General features: G+C 69.2%; 12 protein-coding genes. 10 read left to right on the top strand and 2 right to left on the bottom strand.

Translation table 11 applies throughout. From position 1 onward, the window contains the following. Window positions 1–113: 113 nt before the first annotated feature. The 7 genes from ACZ7GZ_RS25845 to ACZ7GZ_RS25815 all read left to right on the top strand — a co-directional run bounded on the left by ACZ7GZ_RS25845 (window position 114) and on the right by ACZ7GZ_RS25815 (window position 9396). A complete protein-coding gene (locus ACZ7GZ_RS25845; RefSeq protein WP_471027719.1) occupies window positions 114–1778 on the top strand; it encodes a M4 family metallopeptidase in 1665 nt (554 codons plus the stop codon). A gap of 64 nt (window positions 1779–1842) precedes the next feature. Further along, window positions 1843–2364, top strand: coding sequence for a DUF1990 domain-containing protein (locus ACZ7GZ_RS25840; RefSeq protein WP_471027718.1), 522 nt, complete (start codon window positions 1843–1845; stop codon window positions 2362–2364). Between the two features lie 5 nt (window positions 2365–2369). Next, window positions 2370–2708, top strand: a complete 339-nt coding sequence (locus tag ACZ7GZ_RS25835) for a hypothetical protein (RefSeq protein ID WP_471027717.1) — start codon at window positions 2370–2372, stop codon at window positions 2706–2708. A gap of 113 nt (window positions 2709–2821) precedes the next feature. Then, entirely contained in the window at window positions 2822–3376 is a 555-nt protein-coding gene (locus ACZ7GZ_RS25830) for a hypothetical protein (RefSeq protein ID WP_471027716.1), read from the top strand. Continuing rightward, window positions 3373–4023, top strand: a complete 651-nt coding sequence (locus ACZ7GZ_RS25825; protein ID WP_471027714.1) for a hypothetical protein — start codon at window positions 3373–3375, stop codon at window positions 4021–4023. Before ACZ7GZ_RS25830 ends, ACZ7GZ_RS25825 begins: the two co-directional genes overlap by 4 nt. Before the next feature lie 5 nt (window positions 4024–4028). Beyond that, window positions 4029–8774: a putative T7SS-secreted protein gene (locus ACZ7GZ_RS25820; RefSeq protein ID WP_471027841.1), complete on the top strand. Its 4746-nt coding sequence runs from the start codon at window positions 4029–4031 to the stop codon at window positions 8772–8774. A gap of 37 nt (window positions 8775–8811) precedes the next feature. Beyond that, entirely contained in the window at window positions 8812–9396 is a 585-nt protein-coding gene (locus tag ACZ7GZ_RS25815) for a hypothetical protein (RefSeq protein WP_471027712.1), read from the top strand. 388 nt (window positions 9397–9784) lie between these two features. On the opposite strand, the gene ACZ7GZ_RS25810 is transcribed toward ACZ7GZ_RS25815, so the two are convergent. After that, the gene (locus ACZ7GZ_RS25810; RefSeq protein WP_471027711.1) at window positions 9785–9937 is read right to left on the bottom strand and encodes a hypothetical protein; all 153 of its coding nucleotides are present in this window, start codon (window positions 9935–9937) and stop codon (window positions 9785–9787) included. Between the two features lie 12 nt (window positions 9938–9949). On the opposite strand from ACZ7GZ_RS25810, the gene ACZ7GZ_RS25805 reads away from it, so the two are divergent. Both ACZ7GZ_RS25805 and ACZ7GZ_RS25800 read left to right on the top strand, forming a co-directional pair. Beyond that, window positions 9950–10606, top strand: a complete 657-nt coding sequence (locus tag ACZ7GZ_RS25805) for a Scr1 family TA system antitoxin-like transcriptional regulator (protein WP_471027710.1) — start codon at window positions 9950–9952, stop codon at window positions 10604–10606. 8 nt (window positions 10607–10614) lie between these two features. Next, window positions 10615–10794 (top strand): DUF397 domain-containing protein, encoded by a 180-nt coding sequence (locus ACZ7GZ_RS25800; RefSeq protein ID WP_471027708.1) that lies wholly within the window; start codon window positions 10615–10617, stop codon window positions 10792–10794. 17 nt (window positions 10795–10811) lie between these two features. Here ACZ7GZ_RS25800 and ACZ7GZ_RS25795 read toward each other — a convergent pair whose 3' ends face one another. Beyond that, window positions 10812–13430 (bottom strand): glycosyltransferase family 1 protein, encoded by a 2619-nt coding sequence (locus ACZ7GZ_RS25795; RefSeq protein ID WP_471027706.1) that lies wholly within the window; start codon window positions 13428–13430, stop codon window positions 10812–10814. 332 nt (window positions 13431–13762) lie between these two features. Between ACZ7GZ_RS25795 and ACZ7GZ_RS25790 the strand changes: the two genes are divergently transcribed. Continuing rightward, the coding region (locus ACZ7GZ_RS25790) for a maltotransferase domain-containing protein (RefSeq protein WP_471027704.1) at window positions 13763–14572 on the top strand (810 nt) is incomplete at its 3' end.

The following is a 14572-nucleotide window of genomic DNA, read 5'->3' as shown; positions in this document are numbered from 1 at the left end:
CCTGACATGTACGCGCCCTAATGCCACTCTTCCTTCACCCGCCGCAGAGCTTCACCACACCGTTCCGGCCAGTAACCCCACGCTGACCGGACTCCCCACACGAAGGAGCTTGCGTGACCCCCCGCTACGCGCGTCACAAGCGCACCACTCTGGCCATCGCCACCGCCGTCGCCGCCGGAGCCCTCGTCACCACCGGTCTGGCCACGGGCGCGTCCGCCCAGACCCCGGCAGGCACCACGGCCGCCAAGCCGCCGGCCGCAGCGCCGACCGCGCTCACCGCCGCCGCCCGCACCTCCCTGATACAGAAGGCGCAGGCCGGCGCTGCCGAGACCGCGCAGCACATCGGCCTCGGCGCCAAGGAGAAGCTGGTCGTCAAGGACGTGGTGAAGGATGTGGACGGCACCGTTCACACCCGCTACGAGCGCACCTACGCGGGCCTGCCGGTGCTCGGCGGCGACCTCGTCGTGCACACCGCCAAGTCGGGCAGGACCGAAGGCGTCACCAGAGCCAACAAGGCCGCCATCAAGGTGGCCTCGCTCAAGCCGCAGGTCACCGCCGCCAAGGCCGAGAAGCAGGCGGTGTCCGCCGCCCAGACCCTCGGCTCGGCCAAGTCCACCGCCAACGGCGCCCGCAAGGTGATCTGGGCCGGCTCCGGCAAGCCCGTCCTCGCCTACGAGACGGTCGTCGGCGGCCTGCAGGACGATGGCACCCCGAACCAGCTGCACGTCATCACCGACGCCGCCACCGGCAAGAAGCTCTTCCAGTACCAGGGCATCGAGAACGCGACCGGCACCGGCAAGACGCTGTACTCCGGGACCGTCAGCCTCAACACCACGCAGTCGGGCTCGTCGTACAACCTGACCGACAGCACCCGGGGCGGGCACAAGACCTACAACCTGGCCCGCAAGACGTCCGGCAAGGGCACCCTGGTGGCCAGCTCGACCAACACCTTCGGCACCGGCACCGCCTCCAGCTCCTCCTCCGACCAGACCGCGGCCGCCGACGCCGCCTACGGCGCGGCGGAGACCTGGGACTTCTACAAGGCCACCTTCGGCCGCAGCGGCATCAAGAACGACGGTGTCGGCGCCTACTCCCGCGTCCACTACGGCAGCTCGTACGTCAACGCCTTCTGGGACGACAGCTGCTTCTGCATGACCTACGGCGACGGCGAGGGCAACACCGACCCGCTGACCGCCCTCGACGTCGCCGGGCACGAGATGAGCCACGGCGTCACCGCCAACACCGCCGGCCTGGACTACTCCGGCGAGTCCGGCGGCCTGAACGAGGCCACCTCGGACATCTTCGGCACGGGCGTGGAGTTCTACGCCAACAACTCGACCGACAAGGGCGACTACCTCATCGGCGAGAAGATCAACATCAACGGCGACGGCACCCCGCTGCGCTACATGGACAAGCCCAGCAAGGACGGCGGCTCGGCGGACTACTGGTCCTCCTCGGTCGGTGACCTGGACGTGCACTACTCGTCCGGTGTGGCGAACCACTTCTTCTACCTGCTGTCGGAGGGCAGCGGCTCGAAGACGATCAACGGGGTGACCTACAACTCCCCGACGAAGAACGGCTCGGCGATCACCGGCATCGGCCGCGCCAAGGCGCTGCAGATCTGGTACAAGGCGCTGACCGAGTACATGACCTCCACGACCGACTACTCGGACGCCCGCGCGGCGACTCTGAGCGCGGCGTCGGACCTGTACGGCGCCAGCAGCACCGAGTACAAGACGGTGGCGGCGACCTGGACCGCGGTCAACGTCACCCGCTGACCGAGCGACGGACGGGCGGGCCCGGGAGGAAGGCACTCCCGGGTCCGCCCTACCCTTGTGACCCATGTCCTCGGCGCCCTTCACCTACGAGCCGGTCGGCGCGACCCGCGACGACCTGACGTACTGCCCGCCCGGCTTCCACCCCCTGCACGTGCGCACCCGCCTCGGCGAGGGCGAAAAGCTCTTCCAGCGGGCCGCCGAGGCGGTCCTCACCTGGGAGATGCACCGCGCCCTGGGCGTGGGCATCGACGCGGGCGCCGAGCGCGCCGCCCCCGGCGTCGACGTCACGGTCACCCTGGCCGCCCTGATCAGGGCCCCCTGCCGCATCGTCTGGACGGTGGAGGAACCCCGCCGCGCAGGCTGGGCCTACGGCACCCTGGAAGGCCACCCCGAATGCGGCGAGGAGGTGTTCGTGGTCGACCGCACGGGTGACGGCACGGTCTGGCTCACGATCGCGGCCTTCAGCAAGGCGGCCAAGTGGTACGCAAGGGCGGGCGGCCCGGCGACCCGGGGGTTGCAGCACGCGTACGCCCGCCGGTGCGGGGCGGTGCTGCGGAGGCTGTGCGAGGGCCTGTCCGAGGTATGAGAAGCATGATCCGGAGGTCACTCCTCGTCCCCCTGACGACGGCCCTCGCCGCCGTCCTGCTCGCCGCCCGCGTCACCTGGGACTCCGACACCTTCCGGCACTGCCGCTACCTCGGCCCCTCCCCCCGCATGTACGTCACCTCGTGGGCCGGCCTCGCCTGCGCCGTCGGCGCCGTGCTGCTGTTCGCGGCCCTGCCCCGCGGCGAACGCCGGGGCCTGGCGGCGGCGTCCGCGGTGGCCGGCGTACTGCTGGCGCTACTGCTGCTGGCGAGCGTCTACTGGCTGTACGCCCCGGACCCGTCGGGCGGGGACGACTGCTCGGGGCTGCACCTGCTCGTGCCGTAGCGCCGGCGTACGTGTGCAGGGCGGGCGTACCGGGGTCGGAATCCGGCCGACCTGTTCGCCGTCTCCCCTTTTCGCGTTGTGATGCCCAATGCGCTGATGTGATGATCCGGCACATGACCGAACAGGGGGGCGGCGCCGACTCGGCGGCGCGAATACCGAGGTCACGGCTCTACGACTACGTGGACCCGGCCCGCACCGACCAGCGGGACGCAGCCGGACCGAAGGCATCTGAGCGCACCGGTTTGCCCGATCATGCAGCAACGTTCACCGGCAGTGCGGACGAAGCCGAGCGCAGGCGCCGGGAGTTCGCGGTGTTACTGGGCATGTTCCGCCGCACGGCGGTACTGGTGCCGGTGGACGACGACGCCGCGCCCCTGACGGGCGACCACGGCGGCATCCGCTGGATCTACGCATTCTCCCACGAAACGGCCCTGTCCCGCTTCGCGCTCGCGCGTGGCGAGGGCGACCGGGAGTGGGCGTACCAGAGGTGGCTGGGAGCCCGGTTGCTGGACGCCGGTGTGCCGGCCGTAGGGGTGCCGTGCGGTGTGGCCCTGGATGTGGGCAGCGACGGCGAAGGCGTGCTCTTTCCGCCAGTGGTGGGGATCGTGCCGGACGCGGCGGCCGTTGACCGGGCCGTCGAGGAGACGAACGGGGAGACACCGCGATGAGCGGGGACGAGAGCGGCGGCAAGGACATCAAGGCCGCGGGGCTGGCCCTGATCGCGCAGGGCATCACCCAGACGCTGGGCGAGTTGAAGGACCTGGGCATGGTCGGCGAGGCAGGAGCCGGGCGGGGCTTCTCGCAGCTGGAGCTGTCCGGGATGGATCTCGGCCACGAGGAGCTGACGTCGAAGTTCACGTCGTTCTGCGAGCGCTGGGAGTGGGGCGTCCGCGGCCTGGTGGCGGAGGGCAACGCCTTCGCCGCGGAGGTGGGACTGTCCGCGGGCACGCTGTACGAGACGGACCAGTACGTCGGCGGCACCCTGAGGGTCGGCGCCAACTCACTGGTGGGCAATCCGCACGCCTCCGAGGCAGACGTCGAGAAGATGAGCTGGGGCCAGTGGGCCGACAGCACCACCGACGCCTACATGCACCCGGACTACAGCAAGAAGTCCTTCCAAGAGGCGGGGGAGAACATCAAGCAGGGCTGGATGGACGCCTCCCGCGACCTCGTGACCTCGCAGGCGGGGGCCAACCTGGGCCTGATGCCCAGCGGCATGCCGGACGAGGAGCGCAAGAAGTTCCTGGACGGAGCTTTCGGCCCTTCCCCCGAGGCCCGCGCCAAGGCCGCCGAGCAGCAGGGCGGTGAGGGCTGATGGGCATGGGCCTGGGGGACGTGACCAACGCTTTCCTGGACGAGGGCGAGCATCTCTACGACTCCGGCAAGAAGCTGGTCGGCAAGGGAATCGAGAAGGGCTCCGATCTCGCCGGCGACGTCTTGGACCACGTCGGAGCCCACGATGCCGCGGACGTCGTCAGGTTCACGGGCGACTACGTCGGCTCCGAGCTGGGCGCGACCCCGGGAGAGAAGCAGCTCGGCGACAGCGACCTGGCCCCGGACCTGATCCACGGCTCCCCGGCGGCCATCCGGGCCTCCGCCACACACCTGAAGGACTTCCACACCGCCTTCGACAACGTCGGCGAGGGCATGCGGAAGCTGGACTCCTCGTCCTGGCAGGGCGAGGCGGCCGAGGCCTTCCGCAAGAAGTTCGCCGTGCACCCGGTGAAGTGGCTGCAGGCGGCGGACGCCTGCCGCACCGCTGCCACGGCTCTGGACGCCTACGCCGAGACCGTCGAATGGGCGCTGAAACAGGCCACGCACGCCATCGACCTGTACAAGAAGGGCACCAACGCCTCCAAGGAGGCCGCGGACGCCTACAACAAGAAGGTCGACACCTACAACGCGGCCGTGAAATCGGGCGACGATCCCGGCCCGCGCCCGGGTAAGTTCCACGACCCGGGCACAGCCGACATCCAGCACGCCCGGGAACTCCTCCACGAAGCCCGCAAACAGCGCAACACGGCAGCCGAGGGCGCCGCCAGGGCCGTGGACAAGGCCCTCGCCCACGCCCCCGCCGAACCACCCGCGCTCACCCGGCTGAAGGCGGACGCCATGGACGGCGCAAGCGCCCTCAACACGGAGGCCCTCCATTTCGTGGGCGGCGTCGTCAAGGGCACCGCCGGTCTGATCAGCTTCGTCCGCGGTCTGGACCCCGCCGACCCCTACAACCTCACCCACCCCGCCGAGTACCTGCAGAACGTCAACATGACGATCACGGGCCTGATCTCCACCGGCACACATCCCGACCGGGCCCTGAAGAACATGTGGACCGAATTCCGGAAGGACCCGTCCGAGTTCGGCGGCCGTGCGATCCCCCAGGTGTTCCTGGGCGACGGCGCCGGACTGGAGATGGGGCTGGCGCGGGACGCGGCGGATGCGAGCCTGGTGCGCCAGGCGGCGGAGGGGGCCGCCGGGCGGGAGGCGCGGGCGGGGGCGGAGGACGCGGCCGGGAAGACCGCTCGGGACGAGGTCAACGAGGACCCGCCTCAGCACTCACACGACGAGAGCAGCACGGAGAGCGGCGGCACCGACCCGGTCAACCTGGCCACCGGCAAGATGTACCTGCCGCAGACGGACGTCTCGCTCCCCGGCGTACTGCCTCTGGTGCTCGGGCGTCGGGTCGAGTCCGGCTATCACCTGGGCCGCTGGTTCGGCCCGTCCTGGTCCTCAACCCTGGACCAGCGCCTGGAGATCGACGCGGAGGGAGTCGTCTACGTCACGGAGGACGGCCTGCTCCTGTCGTACCCCCACCCCGCACCCGGCGTGCCCACCTTGGCGAGCCACGGCCCGCGCCTGCCGCTGGACCGGGTGGACGGCGGCTACACCGTCACCGACCCCCGATCCGGCCGGGTGTGGCACTTCACCGACCGAGGGCCCGGCCTTGCGGTCCTGGAGCAGTTGGACGACCGCAACGGCAACTGGATCACCTTCGAGTACGACGCGGACGGCACCCCACTCGGCGTCCACACGAGCGCGGGCCAAGGCGTCCGCATCACCACGGACGCAGGGCGCGTCACGGCGTACCACCTGACCGCGACCGGCGAAGAGCTGAAACGCTTCGCCTACGCCGACGGCCACCTCACCGAGGTCATCAACTCCTCCGGCGTGCCTCTGCGCTTCACCTACGACGACCGGGGCCGGATCACGTCCTGGACGGACACCAACGACCGCAGCTACACATACGAGTACGACGACCAGGACCGCTGCATCGCGGAGGGCGGCTCGGCGGGCCACATGGCCCTGCGCTTCACATACGAGGACGCCGACCCGACAACGGGCCTGCGCACCACGACCGCGACGACGGACGAGGGCCACACTCACCGCTACCTGGTCAACAAGACATGGCAGGTGGTGGCGGAGACAAACCCCCTGGGTGCGACCACGCGCTACGTCCGCGACCGCTACAACCGCCTGCTCTCCACGACGGACCCGCTGGGCCACACGACGACGTTCTCCTACGACGACGCGGGCAACCTCACGTCAGTCGTCCGCCCGGACGGCCGAGGGTCGAGGGCGGAGTACAACGCCCTGGGCCTGCCGGTGAAGGTGGTGAACCCGGACGGCACGGTGATCCGCCAGACGTACGACGAGCGGGGCAACCGCACATCGGTGACGGACCCGGCGGGCCAGACGACCCGATTCACGTACACCCAGGCCGGCCACCTGACGTCGGTGACGGACCCGCTGGGCCACACGACGAGGGTGGTCTGCGACCGCGCGGGCCTCCCCCTGGAGGTCACGGACCCGCTGGGAGCGGTGACCCGCTACGAACGAGACGCCCTCGGCCGCCCCACCGCGACCACGGACCCGACCGGCGCGGCAACCCGGCTGGAATGGTCGATCGAGGGACACCTGGCCCGCCGAACGGCCCCCGACGGCACGACGGAGACGTGGACGTACGACGGCGAGGGCAACTGCACCGGCCACACCGACCCCCTGGGCGGAGTCTCCCGCTTCGAATACACCCACTTCGACCTGCTGGCGGCACGCACCGGCCCGGACGGCGTCCGCTACGAGTTCACCCACGACAGGGAACTCCGCCTGACCGAGGTCACCAACCCGCAGGGCCTGACGTGGACGTACGAGTACGACCCGGCCGGCCGCCTGGTGAAGGAGACGGACTTCGACGACCGCACGCTGACGTACGAGTACGACGCCGCTGGTCGCCTTGCCAGCCGCCGGAACGCGCTCGGCGAGATCGTCTCCTTCGAGCGGAACGAACTCGGTCAGGTGCTCCGCAAGGACGCGGCAGGCCAGGTCACGAGCTACGCATACGACTTCACGGACCAGCTGGCCCAGGCGACGGGCCCCGACGGTACAACGCTTACGTTGCTGCGAGACCGCCACGGCCGCCTGCACTCGGAGGCGGTCAACGGCCGTGCGGTCACGTACACATACGACACCTTGGGCCGCCGCACCGGCCGCACCACCCCGACAGGCGCAACGACCACGTGGTCGTACGACCCGGCAGGCCGCCGCACGGGCATGGTGGCCTCAGGCCGATCCATCGACTTCACCTACGACGAAGCAGGCCGGGAATTGTCCCGCCACATCGGCGAGATGATCTCCCTGGAGCACACCTTCGACGCGTTGGGCCGCCTGGCCACCCAGTCGGTGACCGGTGCGGAGGGCCGCACGGTCCAGCACAGGGCGTACACCTACCGAGCCGACGGCAACGTGATCGGCATCGCCGACCACCTCTCCGGCACCCGTCGCTTCGACCTGGACGCGACAGGCCGGGTGACAGCGGTGCACGCAGCGAACTGGACGGAGCGCTACGCCTACGACGAGGCGGGCAACCAGACCCAGGCGGCGTGGCCGTCGGACCACCCGGGCACGGAGGCGACCGGAACCCGCGCGTACACGGGCACCCGCATCACCCGAGCCGGCAACGTCCGCTACGAACACGACGCCCTGGGCCGCATCACCCTCCGCCAGAAGACCCGCCTGTCGAGAAAGCCGGACACCTGGCGCTACGAATGGGACACCGAGGACCGCCTGACCTCGGTGACCACCCCGGACGGCACCCGCTGGCGCTATACCTACGACCCCCTGGGCCGCCGCACGGCGAAGCTCCGCCTGGCCGAGGACGGCGAAACGGTCCTGGAGCGGGTGGACTTCACCTGGGACGGCACCACCCTCTGCGAACAGACCACAACCTCATCCGCCCTCCCCAACCCGGTCACCCTCACCTGGGACCACCAGGGCTTGCGCCCCCTGTCACAAACAGAGCGCATTACTGCGGCGGATGCCTCACAGGAGGAGATCGACTCCCGCTTCTTCGCCATCGTCACCGACCTGATCGGCACGCCGAACGAACTCATAGACGAACAGGGAGAGATAGCCTGGCGCACCCGAAGCACCCTGTGGGGAACAACGGCGTGGACAACGGACAGCACCACGTACACACCCCTACGTTTCCCAGGCCAGTACTACGACCCCGAAACCGGCCTCCACTACAACTACTTCCGTCATTACGACCCCGAAACTGCCCGCTACCTCACGCCCGACCCGCTGGGGCTCGCACCTGCACTTAACCCCGCCACCTACATCTACAACCCCGCGGTTTCGACAGACCACCTGGGACTCGCCCCTGACGAATGCCCAGACCAGACAAACGGAAGCCAGTGGTACCCGGATGAGAACTATGAACCGAACGCAATCAGGGATCGCACAACCGGAAATGCGGACCGTAAGGCTTGGTTCGAAACTCCGCGAGACGTCCACGACCTAGTGGACAGACTGATCAACGATCCCAACTATCCGCAGCGGAAGACAGCAACTCGCGATGGCAGGAGAGTACCGGACTTCTATCAGGGTGGTAATTCACGCGCAGGGGCACGATGGGCTGGTTCTCCCATCTACGACAACGGAGATCCCCTGAGTCAACTACGCGTAATGGTCGACAGCGATGGAAATATCGCCTACTTCGGCCGACGCAAGGATGGTTCGCACAACTATGATCAGGTCATCCCGTACCCTTGGGCCACGAGGCTGATCCCTTAACCAGCCAAACCGCCACTACAAACTCAAGGCGATTTTCATGAAGGAAACAGAACTGACCAATAGCCTTGCCGCGGCAGGCCTGACGTACCTAGGCATGATGGCCCCTTCCGCCCCCCTCATCCCTCCACGACTTGCATCTTTTGCAAACTCGACCGCAGCGGACGGGCAAGAGTGGGCCGCAAGCATCGAGAACGACGCCCCAGATTTCCAAGAACGGGTAAATCATGAGTGGTACATGCTCTGTGCCCATCAAGGCTTCTTCACCCTGGGAGACCCGCAGTTCCTCATCGCTGTCCGCGACGTAGAGAACAAGCGCCCTGACACCTCGTGGTGGGCACGTGTAGCGCTGCAATCCGAGTGGGATCTCGCCGGGTCCGGGGCCAGGGCAGGAGTTACAGGATGCGGCTGGGGGCATCCGGAGTTTGTGATGCTTTCCGTCAATGGAAAAGTAATCGTTCGAGGGTCGCAAGGGCAGGAGTGGACGGACATCGTCTGCTTGCGCGAAGCCCATCGCATCCCATCATTCAGAGAAATGGGCATTAAACTAACAAAGGACAGATCAATCCACGAAGCGACACGTCATGCTGTGGACCGCTGGCTGAACAACACATCCTCCGAATGACCTAGCACGCTGCCCACAGTCAAGCGAGTAAGGTCTGAACGGAAACCTCAGCGAGACCGGTCAGGCACTTGACCACATTTACCGGCCATTGTAGGCGCCGCTCGTTCGGCGGTAACCGGTAGGTAGTCAGGGCCGAGGACCAGCGGATGTGACGAGTGACGGCAGCGACCACCTTTGGAGGTGGCTCACCAGCCGGACCGCCCATTTACTGGCCCTATTGAAACGCCCTCCCAGCTCGCCACAACGCCTACCAATCCCCGGCCACCACCTTTCCGGCCGCTCGCTCGCTTCTTGGCCGGGTTGGAGTGAGGTGTGTCAAAGGCGGCCCGGAGGGCGATCAGCGTCAGGCGACGCGGGCCGAGAAGCGGGCGGCCCGACGGCCACCTGCTCACTCCGCGGCGAACAGCTCCGCTGCCTTGCTGGCGTGTACGGCTCGCTGGGCCCAGACCTCCAACTGCTCCAGGTCCGTGCAGGCCAGCACGCGCTCACGGACGGCATCGGGCACGGACATTCCGCGCCACTCCAGGATGCGAAGCGTCATCTCCTGGCACTCTTGAATACGCCCCTGCTCGAGGCCTTGTTCTCGGCCTTCCTCGCGTACCTGCTCGGCGAGCGGGTGTCGCCAGAAGTACTGGATCGCCGTCATCAGGTCCCTCCACATCTGCTTCGCCTGGGGGTCGGCCAGGCAGGAGTCGACGAACTGCACGAAGACTGCGGCACTGTCGGGGTCGATGGTCCGCAGGGCGGCGGCCAGGGATTCCAGTATGGCCGGAGCCTGCGGGCCACGCCCAAACTGACCCGCAGCGAGCTTGAGTTGCGCATCCAGCACCGGAAGGAGCGCCAGGAGTTCACCGTTCCGTACGAGGCGGTGATCCACGAGGCGGCACTTCGGATCAGAGTCAGTGACCGCGCGACGTCAAGGGCTCAGCTCACCCGACTGCTCGAACTCTCCGAGGCGGACCACATCACCGTGCGCGTCATCCCCTTGGACCTGGACGGCTTCGCGAGAGCAGCAAGCACGATGACGTACGTGGGTGGCCCGCTGCCCAAGCTGGACACTGTGGTCCGCGACGCACTGCACGGCTCGGCCTTCATCGATTCCGAGGCTCAGCTCAACACCTACCGAACGAGTTTCCGTAAGGTGGAGGCCGCGTCACTCGACCCCGAGCAATCGCGTGAACTCATCCACAGGCTGGCAAAGGACCTATGAGGTTCCCCATGGACAATTGGCGGAAGTCGTCCTACTCGGGCCCGGGCGACGGCAACGAGTGCGTGGAGATAGCCACCACCCCCACCCACACAGCCATCCGCGACTCCAAGGACCCGGCCGCCGGCACCCTCACCGTCCCGGCCGGATCCTTCGCCCTCTTCGTCGAGGCTCTGAAGAAGACCCCGTAGCACGTTCGCCGCAGGCCCTACCGCAACAGAACCCCCGCCCCCTCCACCACGTCCTCCGAAGGCACCGCCACCAGCCCCATCTCGGCGCTCGACGCCAGGAACCGGTGCGCGGGCAGGATGCGGACCGTGTAGCCGTAGGGCCCGGTGCGGTCCAGGGACAGGGGGCCCTCGTACAGCAGGCGGCCCTCCAGGTCGGGGGCTCCGGTCGGCTTCAGGGGGACGACCGTCGCATCCGCGATGCGGTCCTCCGCGTCCACCCGGCCGGACACCGCCTGCACCTCGACGTCGTCCGGGGCCAGGTCGCCCAGGCCGACCCGGACCCGCAGGCCCACCGTCGTGCCCAACTCCGCGGTGGCGCTCGTCGCGGTCGTCTCCACGTGGTCCACGCTCACGCCGGGCCAGGCCGCCCGGACCCGGGCCTTCCAGACGGCCAGGTCACTCGCCGTGTCCGGGGTCAGCGCGCGGTGCGCCTGCGCCGCGGGGGCGTAGAGGCGGTCGACGTACTCGCGGACCATGCGGCCGGCCAGCACCTTGGGCCCGAGCAGGCTCAGGGTCTGGCGGACCATCTGGATCCAGCGGTCGGGCAGGCCGGCGCGTCCGCGCTCGTAGAAGCGGGGGGTGATCCGCTGCTCCAGCAAGTCGTACAGCGCCGCCGCCTCGATGTCGTCGCGGCGGTCCGGGTCCGTGCCCGCGCCGTCCGCCGTCGGGACGGCCCAGCCGAAGTCCGGCTGGAACCATTCGTCCCACCAGCCGTCCAGGACGGAGAGGTTCAGGCAGCCGTTCAGGGCGGCCTTCATGCCCGAAGTGCCGCAGGCCTCCAGGGGGCGGAGGGGGTTGTTCAGCCAGATGTCGCAGCCGGGGTAGAGCTTCTGCGCCATCGCCATGCCGTAGTCGGGGAGGAAGACGATGCGGTGGCGGACCCGCGGGTCGTCGGCGAAGCGGACCAGCTCCTGGACCAGGCGCTTGCCGCTGTCGTCCGCCGGGTGCGCCTTGCCCGCGACCACGATCTGCACCGGCCGGTCCGCATGCAGGAGCAGCTCCATCAGGCGGTCGCGGTCGCGGAGCATCAACGTCAGGCGTTTGTACGACGGGACGCGCCGCGCGAAACCGATGGTCAGGACGTCCGGGTCCAACACCCCCTCGATCCAGCCCAACTCCGCGTCCGCCGCGCCCCGTTGGCGCCATGACACCCGCAGCCGCTCCCGGACCTCCTGCACCAACTGCTCGCGCAGCGTGCGGCGCAGTTCCCAGATCTCCTGGTCCGGGATGTCGGCGACGGAGTCCCAGCGGTCGGTGCCGCCGACGGTCAGCGCGTCCTCGGCCCGCTCCGAACCGGCCTGCCGGGCGCCGAGCCGCAGCACCTCCGGGGCGACCCAGGTCGGCGCGTGCACGCCGTTGGTCACGGAGGTGATCGGCACCTCGTCAGGGTCGAATCCCGGCCACAGGCCCGCGAACATCTCCCTGCTGACCTGTCCGTGCAGCAGCGAGACCCCGTTGGCCCGCTGGGCCAGCCGCAGACCCATGACGGCCATGTTGAAGAGGTTGGGCTCGCCGCCGGGGTACGTCTCCATGCCCAGGCGCAGCACGCGGTGCACCTCGATGCCGGGAAGCTCGGCGTCCGGCCCGAAGTGCCGGGCCACCAGCTCCCGGTCGAAGCGGTCGATACCGGCCGGGACGGGGGTGTGGGTGGTGAAGACCGTGCCGCCGCGCACCGCCTCCAGCGAGGAGTCGAAGTCCAGTCCGGCCGCGCACAGTTCGGCGATGCGCTCCAGGCCCAGGAAGCCCGCGTGGCCCTCGTTGGTGTGGAACACCTCCGGCGCCGGGTGGCCGGTGAGGCGGCAGTACGTCCGTACCGCCCGGACACCCCCTATGCCGAGCAGCATCTCCTGCAGCAGCCGGTGCTCGCTGCCGCCGCCGTAGAGCCGGTCGGTCACCCCGCGTTCGCCGAGGTCGTTGTCCTCCACATCCGAGTCGAGCAGCAACAGCGGCACCCTGCCGACCTGGGCCAGCCAGATCCGCGCGTGCAGCGCCTTGCCGCCGGGCAGCGCGAGCGAGATCTGCGCCGGAGCTGCGTCGGTCTCCTTCAGCTGGGTGAGGGGCAGTTCGTTGGGGTCGAGCACCGGGTAGTGCTCCTGCTGCCAGCCGTCCCGGGACAGGGTCTGCCGGAAGTACCCGTGCCGGTACAGCAACCCGACCCCGATCAGGGGCACGCCGAGATCGCTGGCCGCCTTCAGATGGTCCCCTGCCAGGATGCCGAGCCCGCCGGAGTACTGGGGCAGCGCGGCCGTGATGCCGAACTCGGGGGAGAAATAGGCCACCGCGGCGGGCAGGCCGTCGGCCTGTGTCTGGTACCAGCGGTCGCCGGTCAGATAGTCGTCGAGGTCGTCTGCGACCGCGCCGAGGCGGCGCAGAAACCGCCGGTCCCCGGCCAGTTCGGCCAGCCGCGCCGGTCGTACCCGGCCCAGTGTCCGCACCGGGTCGCCCCCGGCCGCGGCCCAGGCCTCGGGGTCGACGGACTGGAACAGATCGCGCGTCTCCGCATGCCAGGACCAGCGCAGATTGCGCGCCAGGTCGCTCAGCGGCCGGAGGGGTTCGGGGAGAACGGGACGGACGGTGAACCGACGGATCGCCTTCACATGCCACCTCGGGCGCGTCACGGGGTGAGACGCACCGCGCTGTACGTCTCGTCGTCAGTCTCGACGGTAGTGGTTACCCGGCCGTCGGTGGGGACGCGCCCGGTGGGGGTGTCGGGGCGTGCGGAAGCGGTCACCGGGCACCCGGAAGAAGGAGGCCGGTCTTGTGGGTGGACATACGCGTGAGTAGTTAACAAAGTATCCGGATTGCCCACCCGAACAGGGTGGGAAGGCTCCTCCGGTACCTACCCCACAGGCGTCACCCAGCACCTCCGCAGGACCCACCTCCCCACATCCATCCGCCCACACCCACGTTGACGCGGACAGGAGCGGTCATGCCCGCCATGCACCATTCGTCAGCACCCCCGAACAGCAACAAGGCCACGGCAGCGGCAAAGGCAACGGCGAAGAAGGCCTCGAAGAAGGCAACGGGTAAGAAAGCGGTGAAAGCCGCGGAGGCGGTGGAGCCCGCCGCCGACGTGACCGGCCCGCCCGGCCCCGCCGACGCCCCGCCCGGCCCCACCGACGCCCCGCCCGGCCGCGCCGGCTCTCCGCCCGCCTCCGGGGGGACCACCCTCGGCCGTATCCCCGTCCTCGACGTACGCCCCGTGGTCCAGCAGGGGCGAAGGCCGGCCAAAGCGGTGACCGGTGAGTCGTTCGAGGTGTCCGCCACCGTCTTCCGGGAAGGACATGACGCCGTCGCGGCGAACGTGGTGCTGCGCGACCCGGCCGGCCGGCCGGGACCGTGGACGCCGATGCGCGAACTCGCCCCGGGCACCGACCGCTGGGGCGCCACCGTCACCGCGGGGGAACCCGGCCGCTGGACCTACACGGTGGAGGCCTGGTCCGACCCCCTCTCGACCTGGCGGCACACCGCCCAGATCAAGATCCCGGCCGGCATCGACACCGAGCTGGTCCTGGAGGAGGGTGCCCGGCTGTACGAGCGGGCGGCCACCGGAGTACCGGAGCGGCAAAGGCAACCGGTACTGGACGTCGTGGCGGCCCTGCGCGACGAGGACCGTCCGGCCGCCTGGCGTCTCGCGGCGGCGCTGTCCCCGGAGGTGGACGACGTGCTGTCCCGGCATCCGTTGCGGGAGATGGTCACCGCCTCTGATCCGATGCCGCTGCTGGTGGAGCGCGAACGC

The sequence above is a fragment of the Streptomyces sp. NPDC037288 genome, from assembly GCF_055603265.1.
This window is presented reverse-complemented; position numbering and strand designations above follow the sequence as displayed.

Bases quoted from the DNA above. Each gene is read 5' to 3' on its own strand.
- ACZ7GZ_RS25815 (WP_471027712.1), top strand. From the start codon at position 8,812: ATGAAGGAAACAGAACTGACCAATAGCCTTGCCGCGGCAGGCCTGACG.
- ACZ7GZ_RS25835 (WP_471027717.1), top strand. From the start codon at position 2,370: ATGATCCGGAGGTCACTCCTCGTCCCCCTGACGACGGCCCTCGCCGCC.
- ACZ7GZ_RS25825 (WP_471027714.1), top strand. From the start codon at position 3,373: ATGAGCGGGGACGAGAGCGGCGGCAAGGACATCAAGGCCGCGGGGCTG.
- ACZ7GZ_RS25830 (WP_471027716.1), top strand. From the start codon at position 2,822: ATGACCGAACAGGGGGGCGGCGCCGACTCGGCGGCGCGAATACCGAGG.
- ACZ7GZ_RS25810 (WP_471027711.1), bottom strand. From the start codon at position 9,937: ATGACGCTTCGCATCCTGGAGTGGCGCGGAATGTCCGTGCCCGATGCC.
- ACZ7GZ_RS25840 (WP_471027718.1), top strand. From the start codon at position 1,843: ATGTCCTCGGCGCCCTTCACCTACGAGCCGGTCGGCGCGACCCGCGAC.
- ACZ7GZ_RS25820 (WP_471027841.1), top strand. From the start codon at position 4,029: ATGGGCCTGGGGGACGTGACCAACGCTTTCCTGGACGAGGGCGAGCAT.
- ACZ7GZ_RS25800 (WP_471027708.1), top strand. From the start codon at position 10,615: ATGGACAATTGGCGGAAGTCGTCCTACTCGGGCCCGGGCGACGGCAAC.